General features: G+C 34.6%; 18 protein-coding genes. 5 read left to right on the forward strand and 13 right to left on the reverse strand.

Features of this window, described 5'->3' with window-relative positions:
• Positions 1–52 precede the first annotated feature (52 nt).
• The gene (locus AC1DCY_RS07505; protein ID WP_477348846.1) at positions 53–1,426 is read right to left on the reverse strand and encodes an APC family permease; all 1,374 of its coding nucleotides are present in this window, start codon (positions 1,424–1,426) and stop codon (positions 53–55) included.
• Positions 1,427–1,816: 390 nt separating this feature from the next.
• Positions 1,817–2,305, reverse strand: a complete 489-nt coding sequence (locus AC1DCY_RS07510; RefSeq protein ID WP_477348848.1) for a metal-dependent hydrolase — start codon at positions 2,303–2,305, stop codon at positions 1,817–1,819.
• Positions 2,306–2,527: 222 nt separating this feature from the next.
• Between AC1DCY_RS07510 and AC1DCY_RS07515 the strand changes: the two genes are divergently transcribed.
• Both AC1DCY_RS07515 and AC1DCY_RS07520 read left to right on the forward strand, forming a co-directional pair.
• On the forward strand, positions 2,528–3,772 hold the full coding sequence (locus AC1DCY_RS07515) for a ferredoxin reductase family protein (RefSeq protein WP_477348850.1): 1,245 nt from the start codon (positions 2,528–2,530) through the stop codon (positions 3,770–3,772).
• Positions 3,773–4,125: 353 nt separating this feature from the next.
• Entirely contained in the window at positions 4,126–4,752 is a 627-nt protein-coding gene (locus tag AC1DCY_RS07520; protein ID WP_477348852.1) for a nitroreductase family protein, read from the forward strand.
• 290 nt (positions 4,753–5,042) lie between these two features.
• Here the strand turns inward: AC1DCY_RS07520 and AC1DCY_RS07525 are convergent, their stop codons facing one another.
• From AC1DCY_RS07525 to AC1DCY_RS07545, 5 genes are all read right to left on the reverse strand, one after another.
• The gene (locus AC1DCY_RS07525; RefSeq protein WP_240518187.1) at positions 5,043–5,150 is read right to left on the reverse strand and encodes a putative holin-like toxin; all 108 of its coding nucleotides are present in this window, start codon (positions 5,148–5,150) and stop codon (positions 5,043–5,045) included.
• 245 nt (positions 5,151–5,395) lie between these two features.
• Positions 5,396–5,617: a YdbC family protein gene (locus tag AC1DCY_RS07530; RefSeq protein ID WP_477348854.1), complete on the reverse strand. Its 222-nt coding sequence runs from the start codon at positions 5,615–5,617 to the stop codon at positions 5,396–5,398.
• Between the two features lie 328 nt (positions 5,618–5,945).
• Positions 5,946–6,710: a hypothetical protein gene (locus AC1DCY_RS07535; protein WP_477348856.1), complete on the reverse strand. Its 765-nt coding sequence runs from the start codon at positions 6,708–6,710 to the stop codon at positions 5,946–5,948.
• A 408-nt stretch (positions 6,711–7,118) separates the two neighbouring features.
• Positions 7,119–7,442, reverse strand: coding sequence for a pyrophosphohydrolase domain-containing protein (locus AC1DCY_RS07540; protein WP_477348858.1), 324 nt, complete (start codon positions 7,440–7,442; stop codon positions 7,119–7,121).
• Between the two features lie 26 nt (positions 7,443–7,468).
• Entirely contained in the window at positions 7,469–8,155 is a 687-nt protein-coding gene (locus AC1DCY_RS07545; RefSeq protein WP_477348860.1) for an NERD domain-containing protein, read from the reverse strand.
• A 450-nt stretch (positions 8,156–8,605) separates the two neighbouring features.
• On the opposite strand from AC1DCY_RS07545, the gene AC1DCY_RS07550 reads away from it, so the two are divergent.
• A complete protein-coding gene (locus tag AC1DCY_RS07550; protein WP_477348862.1) occupies positions 8,606–9,091 on the forward strand; it encodes a hypothetical protein in 486 nt (161 codons plus the stop codon).
• A gap of 237 nt (positions 9,092–9,328) precedes the next feature.
• Here AC1DCY_RS07550 and AC1DCY_RS07555 read toward each other — a convergent pair whose 3' ends face one another.
• The 4 genes from AC1DCY_RS07555 to AC1DCY_RS07570 form a co-directional block, all read right to left on the reverse strand.
• Positions 9,329–10,810 (reverse strand): sodium:solute symporter family protein, encoded by a 1,482-nt coding sequence (locus AC1DCY_RS07555; RefSeq protein ID WP_477348864.1) that lies wholly within the window; start codon positions 10,808–10,810, stop codon positions 9,329–9,331.
• Positions 10,810–11,007 (reverse strand): DUF3311 domain-containing protein, encoded by a 198-nt coding sequence (locus AC1DCY_RS07560; protein WP_477348866.1) that lies wholly within the window; start codon positions 11,005–11,007, stop codon positions 10,810–10,812. Before AC1DCY_RS07560 ends, AC1DCY_RS07555 begins: the two co-directional genes overlap by 1 nt.
• A 76-nt stretch (positions 11,008–11,083) precedes the next feature.
• On the reverse strand, positions 11,084–11,935 hold the full coding sequence (locus tag AC1DCY_RS07565; protein WP_477348868.1) for a nitrilase-related carbon-nitrogen hydrolase: 852 nt from the start codon (positions 11,933–11,935) through the stop codon (positions 11,084–11,086).
• A 21-nt stretch (positions 11,936–11,956) separates the two neighbouring features.
• Positions 11,957–13,573, reverse strand: a complete 1,617-nt coding sequence (locus AC1DCY_RS07570; protein ID WP_477348870.1) for an amidohydrolase — start codon at positions 13,571–13,573, stop codon at positions 11,957–11,959.
• 640 nt (positions 13,574–14,213) lie between these two features.
• Here AC1DCY_RS07570 and AC1DCY_RS07575 point away from each other — a divergent pair.
• Positions 14,214–14,702, forward strand: coding sequence for a hypothetical protein (locus AC1DCY_RS07575; protein WP_477348872.1), 489 nt, complete (start codon positions 14,214–14,216; stop codon positions 14,700–14,702).
• A 58-nt stretch (positions 14,703–14,760) separates the two neighbouring features.
• On the opposite strand, the gene AC1DCY_RS07580 is transcribed toward AC1DCY_RS07575, so the two are convergent.
• Positions 14,761–15,840, reverse strand: a complete 1,080-nt coding sequence (locus AC1DCY_RS07580; RefSeq protein ID WP_477348874.1) for a DUF1835 domain-containing protein — start codon at positions 15,838–15,840, stop codon at positions 14,761–14,763.
• 185 nt (positions 15,841–16,025) lie between these two features.
• Here AC1DCY_RS07580 and AC1DCY_RS07585 point away from each other — a divergent pair, with 185 nt between their 5' ends.
• Entirely contained in the window at positions 16,026–17,207 is a 1,182-nt protein-coding gene (locus tag AC1DCY_RS07585; protein ID WP_477348876.1) for a pyridoxal-phosphate-dependent aminotransferase family protein, read from the forward strand.
• 302 nt (positions 17,208–17,509) lie between these two features.
• On the opposite strand, the gene AC1DCY_RS07590 is transcribed toward AC1DCY_RS07585, so the two are convergent.
• Complete coding sequence (locus tag AC1DCY_RS07590) at positions 17,510–18,091, reverse strand: TetR/AcrR family transcriptional regulator (RefSeq protein WP_477348877.1); 582 nt, start codon at positions 18,089–18,091, stop codon at positions 17,510–17,512.
• Positions 18,092–18,299 lie beyond the last annotated feature (208 nt).

The following is an 18,299-nucleotide window of genomic DNA, read 5'->3' on the forward strand; positions in this document are numbered from 1 at the left end:
TTCAATTGCATTTCCCACCTGCAAATAACACGAGAATCTTTCATGTAAGCCTTTACATTTTTATGTCTTCTACAAGTACATTTTCAGGAATAATCTCTTTATCGAAATTGAATTCAGGCAATCCCTGTCTGAAAAACTTCGTCATATATATTAGGTACCCTAAGCCAATTGCCATCCAGATGCCTCCAAGAATCAATGCATCCAACTCTAAGTGAGACCATAGCCAAAGCGTAAAGCCTGCACCAATTAGTGGCATAACCAGATAACGCATATATTCATTGAAAGAAGAACGCTTACGATTCCGAATAAAGTAATGGGCGATGACAGATAAATTAACAGACGCGAAAGCAATAAGTGCTCCAAAATTAATAAACTTAATGACTTGATCAAGTGTCAGTACGATACCGAGCAATGAAATGATTCCAATAACAATAATTCCAGTTGACGGTGTTTTAAAGCGTGAATGGATATGTCCAAATATTTTTTTTGGCAGTACAGAATCTCGCCCCATTGCATACAACACGCGGGATGCGCTTGTTGTCGAGGCAACACCAGATGAGAAATTCCCTAAAATTACTGCGGTAACAAATATGGATTTGAACATATTCCCGCCGACCAAATAGACAACTTCCATAGCTGCCGAATCTGTGTTTTCAAAGGTAAATCCGGGGTGAACCAATTGTGCCAAATAAGCTGATCCGATATAGAGGACACCAATTGTCAACAACATGATGATAATCGCTCTAGGAATTGTTTTTTCAGGATTGATTGTTTCTTCAGACAATGTAGTAAGAGAGTCGAAGCCAAGAAAACTAAAACAAAGAATTGAAGCTCCTGCCAAAATCACTGGCAATTTAATTTCTGCATTGAACAAAGGTTGAATAGAGAAAAGTGTACCTGATCCTACACCCGTCAATAAACTTTTGATCGTCAAAATCCAGAAAATGAAAACAAATATGACTTGTGCAATAACAAAAATCTTACCAGTGGATGCGGTGAACTTAACACCCAAGATGCTAGGTATTACAATAGTTGCAGTTAATAGGATAATCCACAGGGCGTGAGGGACTCCAGGGAACATTGCATTTAAAAAAACAGTAGACATTAAACAAGTGACCATTGGTGTCAACATATAATCCAACATGATTGTCCAACCGATAAGAAACCCAAGTTGTGGGTGAATTGATTTTTGTGTGAATGTATATGCCGATCCCGCTATTGGAAATGCTTTTGCCATCTTTCCATAACTAAAGGCCGTGAACAGGATTGCAAGAAAAGCGATAATATACGCCCCCATAATGACACCTTGGGAAGTGACAGTTGCGATTCCGTATGTATTGAAGAATACCATCGGGTTATTCCATGCAATCCCTAAAAATACAACTTGAGACAAAGTCAGTGTTCGCATTAATGTTTGTCGTTTCATAATAGCTCCCCCATCCACCTTCGTAATTTTAATCTTCTGAATATTCATTTTTCTGTTAATATTGACTATAAAGGTTTGTGTTACACAAAGGTCAACAACCAGATTAAAATTTTTGGTATTGAAAAAACTCTCCATGAAAATACAGCAAAATGCGGCTGTAAGTAAAGACTCTAGCGACGTAAAGCTACATCTCCGACGAAGCTTTTTTAATGAGCAATTCTTTCAACAGTGAAACTTCTCCAAAAAATTCTTCATAATGAAATATCCCCTTTTAGTAGACAGTGACGAACGTTCACTGCTGAATGAATAAAAAATACTCCCCTTAGATAAACAGATTTTTTTCTGTTTACCTAAGAAGGAGCATCTCACTCTCGTATTGGATCCCTTTGCTTATACAGTATCAATAAGCTTAAAAATAATTTCATAACTAAAAAAGACTGAAAGCATCGTTAACAACATAAACACTACTCTTTCAGTTTTACTTCCCGTTTTTGTAGTAAGTGGTAGACGTACTGAAATGGAAACTGGGAAGAACAGCTTAACACCCTTTTTTGTTCCCATATCAAGTAAAACATGACTTGCCATCCCTAATAAAATACCTAGTGAAATGGATTCGTAAGGTATAAATGTATGCAGTAGCATCCCAACTAGAAATAAAAAAAGCAAACTATGTGTAAAGGAACGATGTCCAAACAGAGTATTGACAATCTTTGAAATGATGGGGAACTTCCTCCCGATTTTACTGCCTCCATGGCAAATATCTGGAAGTAATGCACCGATAACGCCTGCTCCTACTAAAACAAGCGGATTATCATTAGAAATTTGTGCAAAAGCAAGGCTTGCAGTGATGCCTCCAACAATATGTGTATTCCCTTGCATTATTTACTTCTGCTCCTTATGTCTTTATATTTTTTAACCTTCTTAATTTAACACACCCCAGCGCAAAAGGGAACATATATTCCGAACGTACAGTCCCTTTATAACACCTACTCATTTGTAGACAAAAAACTCTCATATAAAATTAAAAATATCAGAAACATTTCAGGTTCTCATTGTATATGTAAGATGATTAGAGATAAAAATGAATATTGGAGGTTATTTATGAAATCTATCAAAGGGATTTTGTTTATCATACTAATAATGAGTAGTAGTGCTTTATTGTGGTATTTTGCTACACCTATAGAGCCTATCCAGGCAGTTAACAGGCTCAGTCACATCATTGGGGGCATGGCCATTACAGGCTTCTTTCTTGTCTTTTTGTTAGCAACAAGAATGAAAATTTTTGAGCGTTGGTTCCATGGGCTAGAAAATGTTTATTTTTATCATAAATATTTAGCAATACTTTCACTAGTATTAGTGGTTATTCATGGGCAATTACAAGGTCTTGTTCCCCACTGGGATAAAGTACAAAGAACTTCACTTAGCGAATTTGCGAAAGAACTAGGATCACTTGGGCAATATGGTTTCATAGCGCTAATTGTAATTGCGCTTTTTGCTAAATTTCTAAAATATGAACACTGGCGGATCTTTCATCGGTTAATGCTTATCCCTTATACATTTGGAATTTATCATGCCTATTTTTCCAGCAGATACGATTTATTGCAGCCTACACCTTTAGGAATTTTCACAGCAATAACTGCAACTATTGGATTTATGTCAGCATTATATATGTTGACGATGTATCAGGATATGTTTTTTAAATATACAGGCAACATTACGGGGATCAAAAAATCGGGTTCCAATGTTATTGAACTGGAGCTAACACTTGATAAAAAATTACCATTTCGTCATGGACAATTTATTTTTATCAAGATTTTGCAAGATGGCATAGAAAAGGCACCACACCCCTTTTCAATTTCAGGTGGCGATGGAAAAAAATTATTTGTCACTATAAAGGCGATTGGTGATTTCACAAAAAAAGTATATGATTCAGTTCAACTGAATACACCAGTCACACTTGATGGTCCTTATGGTCATTTAAACTTTGAAAATGGAACACAACAACAAGTTTGGATAGCTGGTGGTATAGGCATTACTCCATTTTTATCTTATTTGCAATCACAGCCCATCGATCGTGATATTGAGTTATTTTACACTTATCATGGTCAAAACAATGCTATCTATAAAGATTTTTTACAGGAATATGCAGAAACTAATCAACAATTCAAAGTGAATTTTATTGACACCGCCCAAATGGACAGGTTATCATTTGATAATTTTTCAGTATCAGCGCAAACAAGTATTTTTATGTGTGGCCCTGAAAAAATGCTAAAACATTTTGCCAAGCAATTGAAATCCCGCAATAAAGATATAAGCGTTGACTTTGAAGCATTTAAATTTAAGTAACAATAATCAATTATGCCTCGGCATAATTGCGTCAGGAATCGGCTTTGTGCTCAGGCCTGCGTGAGGGCCGACACGATGTCGGTCATTTCGGTAATGCCACAGGACGTGGCGTTTTACCGATGCAGGTCAGTTAGCCGTTATCGCATGGATGCGATGATCTTAGGCTAACATCCTATATTGAACTCCTTTCCGATTCCGTGACATCCGCCGGAGGCTTTAACTTCTTTCAGCGGGTATTGGAAACCCGCTGAAAGAAGTTAATCAAAACTCTCTAATTCGAGCAATTTACTTGGAATTCAAAAAAGAATATCGTATAGTAAAATATCATAAATATAAAGGAGATTTTCTTAACGATGACTACAACTAAAAGTTATATAAATAAAGTAATGCACGATCGTAAATCTGTTCGTAAGTATGAGGCAAATTTTAAAATTCCTCAAGCTGAATTAGAGGAATTACTTGTAGAGGCGACAACCGCTCCATCATCAAGCAATTTACAACCTTGGCGCTTTTTAGTGATCCAAGATGAGGCAGTAAAAAAAGAACTACGTTTGATTGCTAATAACCAGGAGCAAGTAGAAACCGCCTCTGCCATCATTGCCGTATTAGGTGATACTGCAATGTACAATAATGTAGAGGAAGTCTATACAAAAAACTTCGAGCTTGGCTATATGGATGAGGCAACAAAAAATATGATGATAGAAAATTCATTAAAGCTCTATCCAAACCTTCCTGAAGAAATTCTAAAAAATATTGCTACATTTGATGCGGGCTTAATTTCTATGCAAATCATGCTTTTAGCAAAAGATATGGGCTATGATACTGTTACAATGGGTGGCTTCAATAAAGAGGCTTTTGCGAAGCACTTTGAATTAACAGATAATCTAGTGCCAATCGTCTTAATCGCTATTGGAAAAGCTGCAGCACCAGCTTACGGCTCATCTCGTTTAGCGCTAAATGACATTGCAAAATTCATTTAATCGGGATTAAAGACTGTATCATTTACGCTTTTATGTAATTATAGCTGTCGCTTTCGCACAGATAAACAATCCGTGACATCTACCAGCGCGCTTTTTCATCATTCAGTCGGCGTGAAACGCCTCTGAATGATGATAAAATGTTCTTTTTAGAATAAATATGATACACTAAATATAGAATAAAAAAGACTGGATGCGTCAACATCCAGTCAAAGCAACAATCATGCCGCAACCATAGCGGCTGACCAAGTTAAAGTTGTAGAAATCGCCACCTTACTTAGCCGGCAGGGTGGCTATTTCTTTTTATTTTGAGAGACAATAATGCTGAGCATCAGTGTAAGTACTGCAATTAGCAAAAGGCTACTCTGTACAATCAAACTGAATGCTTCAAATACTGTCATCCGCCTCACCCCCTTTCAAAAGGGAGTTCAGCCGCCACCTGCATTATGAATTGTTGCTATTGTTAGTCTAACAATTTTACGAAATATATTCTATGGAAAATCCTCAGAAAATTAAAAATTGCTACTTATGTTTTTACCACCTAGTCAGGTGAAAGTCTATACTCTCCATCTATCTCTTCATGAGCATGATCCCGACTTACGTAATTATTCTAAAACAACACTAAAGAGTCCCCTGTATATTAACCTTAATCTGACAGTTTAGCTAACGACTCTTTCAAAAGCTGTAGTTCAGGCATCGATAACGTAACACCCTTCCCCATCTTTGTATGATCCTCCGACCAATCTCTAATATCGTACTTCGGTTCACGATCATTCCAGCTAATTAAATTCAATTCTTTTTTCCAGCCTTTATTGCCCTCCGATAATACCGCAATCGTTTCAATAATTTCGTATTTAATTTCTGCCATTTGAATTCCTCCTTAACTATATCTGTAATTGAACTATATCTTGAAATAATAGAATTATCAAACGTGACAACGCCTGAAATAATTACACTTACTGAGAATTAGATCGTGAAATCTGAATAGTGAACATTTAGTTATTAGTCTGCATTTTTCTATGTTCTTCCTTAAAAAAAAGCGATAATTTATGACCGTAGATTTATAAGTATGAGCTCAGAAATACCGTGATAATGGAATCAAAAAAAGATGACACCTGCATACAGACATCATCTTCTTCAAGTTGCCTAGAGCTTTTTTAAAATTCTCTTTACTAAGGGTACAATTTAAATTATGGTCAGCTTTTATTTTTTTCAATAGGTATAATTTCAATTTGATCAACAATGAATTCATTCTTGGTACTATCGAATTTATATGTGATATTGAAATCAACCACATATGTTGGGGATACTCCGACAGACCCAGGGATGTTTAATTTTATTCTTTGATTCTCCAACGAATAAATAACTACACCGCCGAAAGCAAGTTTATCTTGATTGAAATCTGGTGCTGGATCAAAATCATAATCAAATTTAGATTCTTTTCCTTGCGCTTTAGCTGTAATCGTTAATGTACCATCATCATTTTTAACAACATTTGATTTAATTTCATTGGCAACAATATCTTCATAACTTTGTACTTTAATCTCCGATAAATCCTCAGCATTAATAATATGAATATCATAGTTATCTAATCCTGTTCCTCGTCCAGTTTGGATTATAATTACAGCTTCTTCCTTACTATCATTTGTAAGATCAGTATAGAATAGCTGGGGTTTAGTTCCTGTATCAGGGATTTCCCAGTCAAAGCTTTTTTGTTTACCATTAATATCCAAAGTAACGCTTTTTATTTCATTTTTTGCTTCATTAAGTGCGTAAAGTTTTACTTTTTCATCATCGGAAGCCCCAATCAATTTTGTATCATTATTTTGCTCCGACTGCGTTGTTACCTGTTCATTAGCATCCTTTACTGTCTCTTGTGTAACTGTTTTAGACTTATCTAAACCACATCCAGATAGTGCGAAAATACTCAACAACATCAATGTACGAACTTCTTTTTTCAATTTCTACGCGCCCTTCCACCTAATATTTTACAAATTTTGCTACATGCAATATAACATGCAATCTCTTCGGCTGTAAATAAAGCCTAGGAACTACATTCAGATATCAATTTTGCCTCTGCATAATTGCATCTAGAATCGTAAAGGAGTTCTTTTTGCTTGCACAAAGAACTCCTTTACGATTCCGTGACATCCGCTGAATCTTTAAATCATAGTCAGGACACTGCCAGTACAAAATTATCGGCTTCTAATGTTGTCATGCTAATTTTTCTGCGTGGTAAATTAACAAAACAACTGAATTAGGTAGTAATGATAACTTAACATTACTGTCTTTTCGGCAATAACTAATTCTCGTGGTTTAAGATTTTCAGAACCTACGCCCATTCAAAAAAGCTCAGCTTCCGCTTCTCCCTACTCCTTCACCTCTATTAAATATATACCTTTTAAAAATCCTCCGCGTTGCCTCTTCTTCTGAGTACGTATTTGTTCTAATTGTTCGTAGGACACGTCGTACATTTGTAAAGCTGTATGTACTAATTCTAAAATATCCGCAAGTTCCTCAATAGCCTCCTTTGGAGAGGTTGCCTCCAGAAACTCTAATGCTTCTTCTTGCATTTTCACCTTTATTTCTTCTAAATGTTCTCCTTGTTCTAATACTCTTATGCTACATGTTTTACCCCCTGCTTCAATTACTTGAGGAATTAAATCACGTACTAATTTATTGTATATTGGCATGCCAACCGTCCCCTTTTTACGTACGATTATTTCCCGTATTTCTGCTGAATCGTTTGAATATGTTGTTTTTTGATTTCATTGGATACTTGCATTTGAGGCACAAGCTTATTGTAAATTGTTTGAATATCGTCTTGAGTGAAAAGCTGTCTTGCAGTTTGCTTTTGTGTTTGGATAAAACGTCTTAAACTCTCTCGTTTTATAACATGAACATTTTGGGAAGTTACTGCCACTTTTTTCAATGTACAGCGTTCACTAAAGACAATGACTGAATGAATTGCTTCATCTGGAAGTTCTAAGAAAGCTTGAATAGCACGGATGTGCGTAGCATTTTGACGGATCGGATTGAAAAATTTATACTTTTTCTTATTCGGCATCGTTTGTGTCCATTGCTGTTGTGTTTCATTGCCAAAAATCCAACCACTATAGTTTTTTGACTCAATCACATATAGACCCGTTCGATCAATAAAAAGAAGGTCAATTTCCGTTAATTCATCTGAATTTTTCTTTGGAACATATACATTTAATAATTGCCTATGACTTTGTAAGGCATGCTTCTCAATAATTTTCGATGTTAAGTACTCCCCATTTCTCCCTATATTTGTTTTAACTGCAAAGAAATTATTTTTTGTCTGTTTATAATAGACACTTTCCCGATAATTCCTTTCCATAAGGTATATGCTTAAAACTATCAATACAAAAAAAATAATTAGCAACACAAACTCCCCTATTCTCATATTCTTTCACTTAATAAAAAACAAAAATTCCCAAAAACTATTATATCAATATTACCAAGTATATTTTTTACATTTTTATATTGATTTTCATATATTCACCAAGGAGATTTCTTATAAATTACTAAGCAGTCTTGTACAAGCACTGATTTTATGTGACATCTAATACAAATCAGTGAAATAGAATACTCTAATTTTTACGAGATTATTTTCTTTCCAATAAATATTAGTTGAATCCTTTACTAGTTTGCCAACCCTTTTTTTTGATTCAGTCAATCTTTTATCAAAAATTCACCATCTATATAATACTCACATCTAATAAAATAGCGTAAATATATTATTAACATTAAATACCGGATATTATTAACTGTAGATTTATGACTTTAGTATTGTTATTATTATGAAGAATTTTTTTAGAAAGGAGGTTTTCTTATGTATAATTCTTATTATTACGATGATTTCGATGCGGCCTTCAGTGGTTTATTTCTCATTATTATGTTAATTTTCCTTGTGTTGAGTATTGCAAGCTATGTTATTAATTCACTCATTTATTATAAGGCATCTAAAATAAATGGCTTTAGCGATTTAGCTTATATCGCTTGGATTCCAATTATTAATATTTATAGCGTTTTCTTATTAACGGCAAAGGGTGAAGATAACGCAACTGTTCGTAGAGCAGCGAAAAAGTATGTTCTTATTTACGTTGGATTAATTCTTGTTTCATTTATTCCGTTTCTAGGTATAATTGCCTCATTAGGTCTTATTGGCTTTACTTTGTATTTCACTTATCGCCTCTTCTATCGTTGGACTGGTGAAACTGGGAAAGCAGTACTTTATATTATTTTATCGTTCATTACATTCGGACTATTCTTTTATATCTACGGCTTAATGAAAATGAATAAACCTTTCGTTGCATAATACATATGCAAGTACAAAAACCTCTATACACCTTTTAACCGGTTAAAGGGGTTTTCTACTTATTCATACTAGTGCAGGAAAAACAATAGAAAAAATTATTGAGTTGTATCTAAGTTTGATGTTCAATAATCAGAAAATATGATTTAGAAAAAATAATATATTGTATTAGAAAAAGACGTTTATTCACATTAGAATAAACGTCTAATTTTATATAATAAATTATTTATCAAGTCATTTTTATGCTACAAGTGTTTTAATATCGTTCTTCTCTTCCGTAACTAAATGATTGGTTGCAAAGCTTACTACAATAGCTACTGCAAAGTTAATAATAACAGCAATCATTCCTGTGCTGATGTCATTAATTACGTGTGGGATGTTCGGGAAAAAGTCAATTAGTTTATGTGATGTTATGGCACCATAAAGTACGATTCCTACACCGGTTAAAATTCCTGCCATTGCACCGATTTTGTTAAGAATGCGATTTTTCTGGAAACTAAATAGGAGTGCTGGAACAAGTTGTGTTATTAAGCTGTATGACATAATGTTTAAGATTGCTAGTGCATCCCCTCCAGTAATCGTGAAGATGAATGCCACCAATATAATAGCAAACACAAATATTTTTGAAGCAAATAACTGTTGTCGATCTGTTGCCTTTGGTTTCACAAGCTTGTAAAATCCTGTCATTAATCCAATTGAAGCAGACATTAACATGACAGATGCGGGTACTAAAGCAGTTAATAACCCAGCAGCACCGACAACACCTACTATCCAAGGGTCAAATGTTTGAATCGTTAATCGGAGTAAAGATAAATCTCCTTCAGCCCCTTGTAATCCTGGAATCTCTATAATGGCTGCAAAACCAATGAAAAATGCGAATAAGAGTAATAGAGTGTATAAAGGTAAGGTAATGGCATTTTTCTTCAATGCTTTTGCACTCTTAGATGATAATATTACTGAAAAGGAGTTTGGTAATAAATAGAATCCGAACGCATTTAATATAATGGTTGAGACAAACCATGAAATACTTAATCCAGAACTAGCGAGAGTTAAGCTTTCCGGTTTTATTTTTTCTACAGCTTCAAATAGAGGTTGTACACCTCCAAAATAATGGTATGGAATATAAATTCCTAAAAATACAATGACTCCTAATATCATGATATCCTTTAATACAGCTGTCCAAGCAGAGCCATGTATACCTGAAATGGTAACATAAATTGTAATAATTATGGCACCAATAGTACTAGCCATAATTGGGCTAATCCCTCCATAGGAAGCCTCCGAAACAATAATACCTAACCCTTTTAATTGTATAACTATATATGGAATCAATGCGATAGCACCCAGAAATGATACAACTAATCCTAATATCGGACTTTTATAGTGGGAAGCAAAATATTCTGGTTGTGAAATAATATGATGATCTTTAGCATAGTTCCAAATCTTTGGTGCAATCCAATAAGATAAAACATATGCTAAACAAATATATGCAGGTACATAAAAAGCAGCAGCTCCATTCGAATAAGCCCAACCACTACCACCCAGGAATGTAAAAGTAGTATAAACTTCTCCTGCGATTAGTAGGAAAATGAATAATGTACCAAAACCCTTATTCCCAACAGCAAATTCATTGACATTCATTTTTTTTCCATGTGTTGCTCGGATACCAAGGAAAAGAGCAATCAATGCAAATGCAAAGATAATCAGTAAAGCTATATTCATTATTCATCGCCTCCTTGGTTTTCAGGATCCAACTTATACACAATCGCTAACACTAATGACGATAAAATCATCCATAAGATAATCCAGAACAGGAGAAACGGTAAACCAACAATATAAGGCTCTATTTTATTTGCAAAGGGCAAACATAAGCACATTCCAATAAACGGTATCACCAATAACAGTTTAATGTTTTTCATATAATCCTCCTTTGAATTTCTTTTTTATCTTACAAAAAAGTAGTGTAACCCTCAGTTTAACGAGAATAAGTCTGCTTCATAATGAATAAATGTCTTTTCTACGGATACGATCTTTATAAGTTGTTGCAGCCCCATTTTTACGATTCTCGTAAAGATCTTCAAGAGAAAGTTCAGCTGTAATAACAGTACTTAATTTACTAGTAGTTTCTGCAATTGCGCCATTTTTTGTCCAAGGTAAATCAGCAGGTCCAATAATAGCGGTAGTCCCAAATCCGTTTTGAATAGGTCCTTGGATTTCGCCAATCGTAGGGCAATGAACGACATAGAGTTGGTTTTCAATATTTCGTGCATGAGCACAATGGCGAACTCTCCAGAAACCATATTCAGAGAACGTATATGAAGGGCAAAAGATAATATCGGCACCTTTTTGACTGTATATATGTGCAATTTCTGGAATCTCTATTTCATAGCATATGGCAATACCAAATGTTACTGGCCCAATTTTGAAAACTTCTAATTCATCTCCCTCAATAGTGTTCCAAGCAGATTCAGCAGGGAAAATATGTGTCTTCCGATGTTTTAATACATTGCCCTCTCCATCAAAGATATAGGTCGTATTATAATTTCCTTTATATGTCGGTTCAATTGTAGAACCTGCAATAATAATCTGTTTTCTTTTCTGTGAAAGATTATTAAAAAATTCAAGGTAATCATCTAAAAAGGAACCTAATTTCTCATTATCTTTTTCTGTGAATTGATCGTAATTGTTATAAGTTGTAAGTAAAGACATCGTGAATAACTCTGGTAAGAGCACATAATCACTTGTAAGTGGCACATCATTGAACGCATGTAAAATTCGGTCTTTAAAGGTAGAGAAATTATCAACTTTTTGCAATTCAAATTGACAGCTTGAAATTTTTATTGTCATTAGAGTCCCCCAGCCTCATCACTATATTTTTGTTTTAGAACGTTCGAAAAGAATATCGCCATCTAGTATTGTTAATTCGACTTGAATATCTTTTAATTCTTGTGGAAGGGCTTTCAAAATACTTCGATCAAGTACAATCATATCTGCTAATTTACCGGGTTCTAAACTACCCTTTACATCCTCATCAAAACTTGCATATGCACCGTTATAGGTATATAGACGAATGGCTTCAAGAACATCTATTTTTTGCTTTTCACCAAATGAAGTTCCATCGGCAGTGAGTCGATTAACCGCTTCATGAATTCCAATAAACGGATTGTAGGTTGTAACTGGTGAGTCTGACCCAGCAGCAGCAATAATTCCTTGATCAATAAAGTCTCGTGCAGGGTACATAAAGTCCGTACGTTCACCGTAGTTCGTTAAATAACTTTCACCAAATTCATATGGAAATGGTGGATTAGGTACTGGAATCATCTTTAACTCTTTCATTCGTTGCTGTAAATCAGTGCTTGAAATTCCAGCGTGTTCAATGCGATGTCTATGATTTTCACGAGGATTTTCTTTTAAAGCACGTTCTACAACATTCAAATACGCTTCAATTGCTTGATCACCTTGTGCATGTACAGTAATTTGATAGCCTAATTCATGTGCTTTACCAAGTACGTCATAAATTTCATCCTCGGTGTAATATAAGATTCCATGATCGTCGGGATTACTTGTATAACCTTCACGGGTAGCAATAGTCGGACCAGTACTACTCCCATCTGTAAACAATTTAGCAGGACCCACTTTAAAGAATTCATTCCCAGTTCCAGTTAATACACCAGATTCCATCATATTTAATGTGAATTGCTTACAGTCATTTAAACTAGCAATCATCGCATAGACCCGAATTTTCAAGTCTCCTTTTTGGGAGGCTATTTGTAACATTCGATAATTTTCTTTTGTAAACGTTCCAGCTTCATGAACGCTTGTAATGCCAACTTCTAAAAAATGTTGCTGCGCAATTTGAATGGCTTGATAAACTTCTTCATTCGAATAAGTTGCAAACTTATTAAACTGCATATAAGCATTTTCGATCAATCGTCCAGTTAGTTGACCTTTTGCATCTCTTTCAATTAAACCTCCTTGAGGATCAGGTGTTGTTTCGTCAATATCTGATAGACGTAAAGCAACTGAATTTACAATTCCGATGTGACCGCAAGTACGGGTTATGGCAATCGGGTGGTCTATCGTAATGTCGTCCAATTCTTCAAGAGTAGGATATCGTTTTTCCTTAACAGTTCGTTCATTGAAACCCCAAGCGCGAATCCATTGACCCTTTGGTGTAGTAGCAGCTTTGTCTTTTAAAGCAGTCAAAATTGCATCTACGGAGTCCAACCCGGGCTCTTTACAGCTGATACTGAGTTGAAAAGTACCATACATAACCAGATGTAAGTGAGCATCAATAATTCCAGGTAGAATTGACTTTCCTTCTAAGTCAATTACTTGTGTAGAATCACCAATTAATTCTTTAATCTCCTCATTCGAACCAACTGCTAATATTTTGTTATCAGAAATCGCTATAGCCTCTCGGATAGAATCTTGTCCATCTACAGTAATTACTTCACCATTTAAAAAAGCAATGTTAGCTTGCATATAAATCCTCCTCATCTCATAAATTGAATATTCAGAAAAATAGATTGTGTTAGTCTATTCATTTATTTTACTAAAAATAGATTGTCTTATATTTTTACAAAAGGTAATTAATTTTACTTTTTTTTAGACAAAAGGTTAAAAGGGTTATTATTACGTAACTATAAAAAGCCTATTTGAAAAAAGAATAATCAAAATAGGCTTTATTATGGCATGCTAAAATTACTTCTAGAACACATTTATGCTGTTCCTTATAAAACGTCCCAGTCAGATTTAGCAAAATAAAGATCAAATAAAACCATCGCACACGTATTTCGTCATGTCAGATATCATAGGATGTACAAAATAAAGTGCTTCAAATAATTTAAAGCTAATTCATCACTCCCGTACAGTATTAGTAAAATCTAGAATAGAAAAATTTTTATAAAATGATTCTTCTCCACTAGACTCCTAATAATTCCAAACTCATTTTTTACAATTTAATCAATCTTTTATCAAAAATTCATCACTGAAGTAAGATGTATCTTCCTCAAAAATAGTATATATGTATGATTATTGCCAAATACCCAATATTTCCCAGTATAGATTTAAAACTTTAGTATTGTTATTATTATGAAGTATTTTTTTGAAAGGAGGTTTTCTAATGTACAATTCTTATAATTCTAATGATTTTGATGCATTTTTTGGTGGGTTGTTACTCTTCATTATTTTATTTTGTCTTGTGATGGGTATTGCTGGCTATATTATTAGTTCACTTATTTATTATCAGGCATCTAAAACAAATGGCTTTGATGATCTTGCCTATATTGCTTGGATTCCTATTATTAACGTTTATAGCCTTTTCTTATTAACAGCAAAGGGTAATGATGACGCAACCGTTCGTGCCGAAGCGTTAAAGAATGTTTTAATTTATGGTGGATTATTACTTGTTTCATTCATCATTCCATTTATAGGTATATTCGCTTCCATTGGTCTTTGGATTTATGTTATGTATTTCACATATCGCCTCTATTATCGTTGGTCTGGTGAGCCTGGGAGAGCTGTACTTTATATTATTTTATCGTTCATTACATTCGGACTATTCTATTTTATCTACGGCTTAATGAAAATGAATAAACCTTTCGTTGCATAATTACATATGCGAAATAGAAAACCTCTTGACCCTTAAAAAGGATTAAGAGGTTTTCAACTTATTCACGTAACTTTACACTATAGTGTCTCATGGACTTAGGAATACCTTTTAATGCAAGCACCCCACTATAGACTAAAAATCTTATTCTACATTCTAAAAAGAATACACTTGGAAGCTCTTCTATTAAAGGTAATAGTTCCGCAATCACTATCCCCGTCATTATAAAATCTTTTGTTGTTTGTTCATTATGTAGCCTTTCTATCGTCTCTATAATAAGTGGATCAAAATAATTTTCTGGAACCCCTTTTATTTCATTATTAATCCATAAGCGCAGAACATCGTTAGTTTGTGATACTGTTTCCCATTCATTTTGGAAAATAAGATGGTCCTGGATAGTTAATGGTCTTTTTTCTTTTATGTCCATAAAAAGCTGCGCTAATTGCTGTGAACTAAGATGACTTGTCGCACAATTAGCCTTACTATGTTCTGTTGTATTAATAAGAAAAATCTCATTTGATTTATCTCGCAATAAATAGAGGAAAAAACGAAGTCCGCATTGTTCATCTGCATTATTACCATACCAAATATAGATAGGAACATGATTTGAAATATCTTCTATTTCACGCAATGTATTTGTAAACTTAATTTGATAAACATCTTCCTGTTCATCGTTAATATTTTCAAATAACCAAGCATTTCGAAATGCTTGACCTTTTTTCTCCTCTAGCTTCCACAATGGTCCAATTGAGAAGCAATCAGGGAATCCAATCACATGTTTAGGTGGTGCTAGTGCTACTCTCACTGCACCAGCAGCAGATTCAGAGCCCACAATATGAACTGCTTGAGTTGTTATTCGTTGGGCTACAAAACGATGTTTTTGAATACAGTCATTGATAATTTCTACTATCTCGCTTAATTTTTCTTGCTCTAGACAGAACGTCCACCCCTCAATTGCTTCACTTTCTTCATGGTTGAATGTTTCAAATAGAGCATGATGCTGTAATTCATATGTCTCCCATTCACTATAATTCATCAAATCCGATGCGTTCAGATAATTATGTGTTTTAATTCGATAGACAAAAACCGTATTTGATTCCAATAAAAAATAAATATATGGATAATTTACTTTCGATTCCATAACTCTGCCCCCCTTTATATAAAAATTTTACTATATTAAGGAACTATTCGTTGTATTTTCTACTCTCTTACGACACTTGACTTATCAAATTTTGAAAAAGAACTTAGATAACAGAAAAAATATGCTATATTATAGTTAGAAAATTTTGAATTTCTAATCATTAATTACAAAGGGGTTTGATGATTGTGTATGAAAATATTTTAAGACATCCAGGACCTACACCAATTCCGAAAAAGGTTCAACTTGCGATGAGTCGCGATATTATTAGTCATCGCAGTAGTGAATTTGTAGAGCTTTACCGTGAAACAATTGAATTAGTAAAACCTGTCTTCGGGACAAAACAGGATATTTTACTTCTTCCTTCAGGTGGTACAGCAGCTTTAGAGGCCGCGGCGGTTAACACAGTTTCTGCTGGTGAAAATGTTGTTGTGATTACTGTTGGAGCATTCGGAGACTATTTCGTATCGATTTGTGAGAAATACGGCTTTCATGTACATAAGCTTGAAAAAGAATGGGGACAAGCTTGCACAGCTAAGGAGTTACGAGAATTCTTGCAGCCGTTGAAAGATATTAAAGCTGTTTTTGTCACATACAATGAAACTTCGACTGGCATCTTAAACCCAATTGCTGAATTAGCACAAGTTGTACGTGAGGAAACAGATGCATTATGTATTGTCGATGGTGTGAGTTGCCTAGGTGGAGCTCCTGCAGAAATGGATGCCTGGGGAATCGATATTCTTGTTACTGGATCTCAAAAAGCAATGATGCTACCTCCAGGACTTTCTCTTGTCAGCGTTAGTGATAGAGCTTGGAACGTTATTGAAGAAAATAATACACCGTCCTATTATTTAAACTTATTAAGCTATCGTAGTTGGGCTGAAAAAGGGATGACTCCAAATACGCCTACTGTGACACTTATTTCTGGACTTCATGAGGTTTGTAAACTTATAGAGGAAGAAGGAGGCTTTGAACATACAGTTGCCCGCCATGAACTAATGAAAAACATGGTGCGTCATGCGATGAATGCCCTTAATATTGAACTTCTCACTACAGATGAGCATGCTTCTCCAACCATTACAGCGATTATGGCACCAAAAGGGATTGCACTCGGTGACTTCTTGTCACATTTAAAACAACAATATCATTTAGATTTTGCTGGTGGCCTCGGTCATTTGCAGGGTAAAATTTTTAGATTCGGTCATATGGGCTATTGTTTCCCAAGTGATATTTTACAAGCAGTTTCTTTAATGGAAGCAGCACTTCTAGACTTTGAATATGACTTTGAACCAGGTGCAGGTGTACGGGCAGCACAAGAAGTATTTTTAACCGCTCAGCGAAAACAATGCCACGATAAAGTGAAACTTTAATCAGAGATTTCCACCGATGATTAGTCTTAACTAATCGGGCTAATATGGGTAGTTATTCTCCATTTTACTGCTTGCTAATGTGGGATAAAGCTTTAAACCTCCAAATCTATGTAAGGATTTGGAGGTTTGTTTATTTATTTGAGTTGATTTCATAAATTTAATCCTATAGTTTCAATGGGTCCGAAACATACTTTTCGTTATGGCCTTTTTGATTGAGGCTTGGACATAAATATTCTCGAGAAAAAGTGAAATCGCGTCGTCGATTTCACTTTTTTTCGATAGATATTAATAATTCACAAAATTTATTTGAGTAATGTGAGAGTTGTTGCGATTGCATTGTCAATAAATGATTTTTGCGGTTGAGATTTCATCATGACCGTTAATCCAATTAACGCCACAATTAGAGCCTGCGCTAAAGACTTTGCATCCGTTTCTTCCTCTAACTCACCCGATTGGATTCCTCGTTCAATTGTCTCCTGAAAAATGACGGCTAGATAAAGTTGATGTTCTCTCGTTAAGATTTCAAATCTTTCATCATGAGGAGCTAGTTCAACCATTGTATTGATGCAAAAACAGCCGTTACTAAGATCTTTCGTATATTCAGTAGCAATCACTTCTTCAAAAAAAATAGCAAATGCCTGTTTTACAGAGGTATGACTTTGAAGTCTAGCTCGTATATCAGCTGCACGAGATGTCGTATATCTACGAAGTGCTGCTTCGAATAGTTCCTTTTTATCACCAAAGGTTGAATAAATACTCGGACGTTGAATCCCCATTCTAGCAGTGAGATCACTTAAAGAAGTAGCTTCATAGCCCTTCTCCCAAAATAACTGCATGGCAGCCTCTAAAACTTTTTCCTCATCAAATTCACGGATTCTTGCCATAAAAATCCACCTCCATTGTTTAAGAATTATTGAGTTTGTCACTATAAAATTTTACATACCAAACAGTATGTAAACATTGTATAATCAGCTGCTTTTATTGTCAATTTTCATTGTATTTGGTAAACGCGGAGACAAATAATTTTAAACAAAACCTTGACATTATAAATAACACTAAGATATATTTACCAATAATTATATTGTACCGAAC

Source organism: Lysinibacillus sp. 10T31 (assembly GCF_056394365.1).

Coding starts and splice junctions, on each gene's coding strand:
- AC1DCY_RS07505 (WP_477348846.1), bottom strand. CDS start 1,426: ATGAAACGACAAACATTAATGCGAACACTGACTTTGTCTCAAGTTGTA.
- AC1DCY_RS07510 (WP_477348848.1), bottom strand. CDS start 2,305: ATGCAAGGGAATACACATATTGTTGGAGGCATCACTGCAAGCCTTGCT.
- AC1DCY_RS07515 (WP_477348850.1), top strand. CDS start 2,528: ATGAAATCTATCAAAGGGATTTTGTTTATCATACTAATAATGAGTAGT.
- AC1DCY_RS07520 (WP_477348852.1), top strand. CDS start 4,126: ATGACTACAACTAAAAGTTATATAAATAAAGTAATGCACGATCGTAAA.
- AC1DCY_RS07525 (WP_240518187.1), bottom strand. CDS start 5,150: ATGACAGTATTTGAAGCATTCAGTTTGATTGTACAGAGTAGCCTTTTG.
- AC1DCY_RS07530 (WP_477348854.1), bottom strand. CDS start 5,617: ATGGCAGAAATTAAATACGAAATTATTGAAACGATTGCGGTATTATCG.
- AC1DCY_RS07540 (WP_477348858.1), bottom strand. CDS start 7,442: ATGCCAATATACAATAAATTAGTACGTGATTTAATTCCTCAAGTAATT.
- AC1DCY_RS07550 (WP_477348862.1), top strand. CDS start 8,606: ATGTATAATTCTTATTATTACGATGATTTCGATGCGGCCTTCAGTGGT.
- AC1DCY_RS07555 (WP_477348864.1), bottom strand. CDS start 10,810: ATGAATATAGCTTTACTGATTATCTTTGCATTTGCATTGATTGCTCTT.
- AC1DCY_RS07560 (WP_477348866.1), bottom strand. CDS start 11,007: ATGAAAAACATTAAACTGTTATTGGTGATACCGTTTATTGGAATGTGC.
- AC1DCY_RS07565 (WP_477348868.1), bottom strand. CDS start 11,935: ATGACAATAAAAATTTCAAGCTGTCAATTTGAATTGCAAAAAGTTGAT.
- AC1DCY_RS07570 (WP_477348870.1), bottom strand. CDS start 13,573: ATGCAAGCTAACATTGCTTTTTTAAATGGTGAAGTAATTACTGTAGAT.
- AC1DCY_RS07575 (WP_477348872.1), top strand. CDS start 14,214: ATGTACAATTCTTATAATTCTAATGATTTTGATGCATTTTTTGGTGGG.
- AC1DCY_RS07580 (WP_477348874.1), bottom strand. CDS start 15,840: ATGGAATCGAAAGTAAATTATCCATATATTTATTTTTTATTGGAATCA.
- AC1DCY_RS07590 (WP_477348877.1), bottom strand. CDS start 18,091: ATGGCAAGAATCCGTGAATTTGATGAGGAAAAAGTTTTAGAGGCTGCC.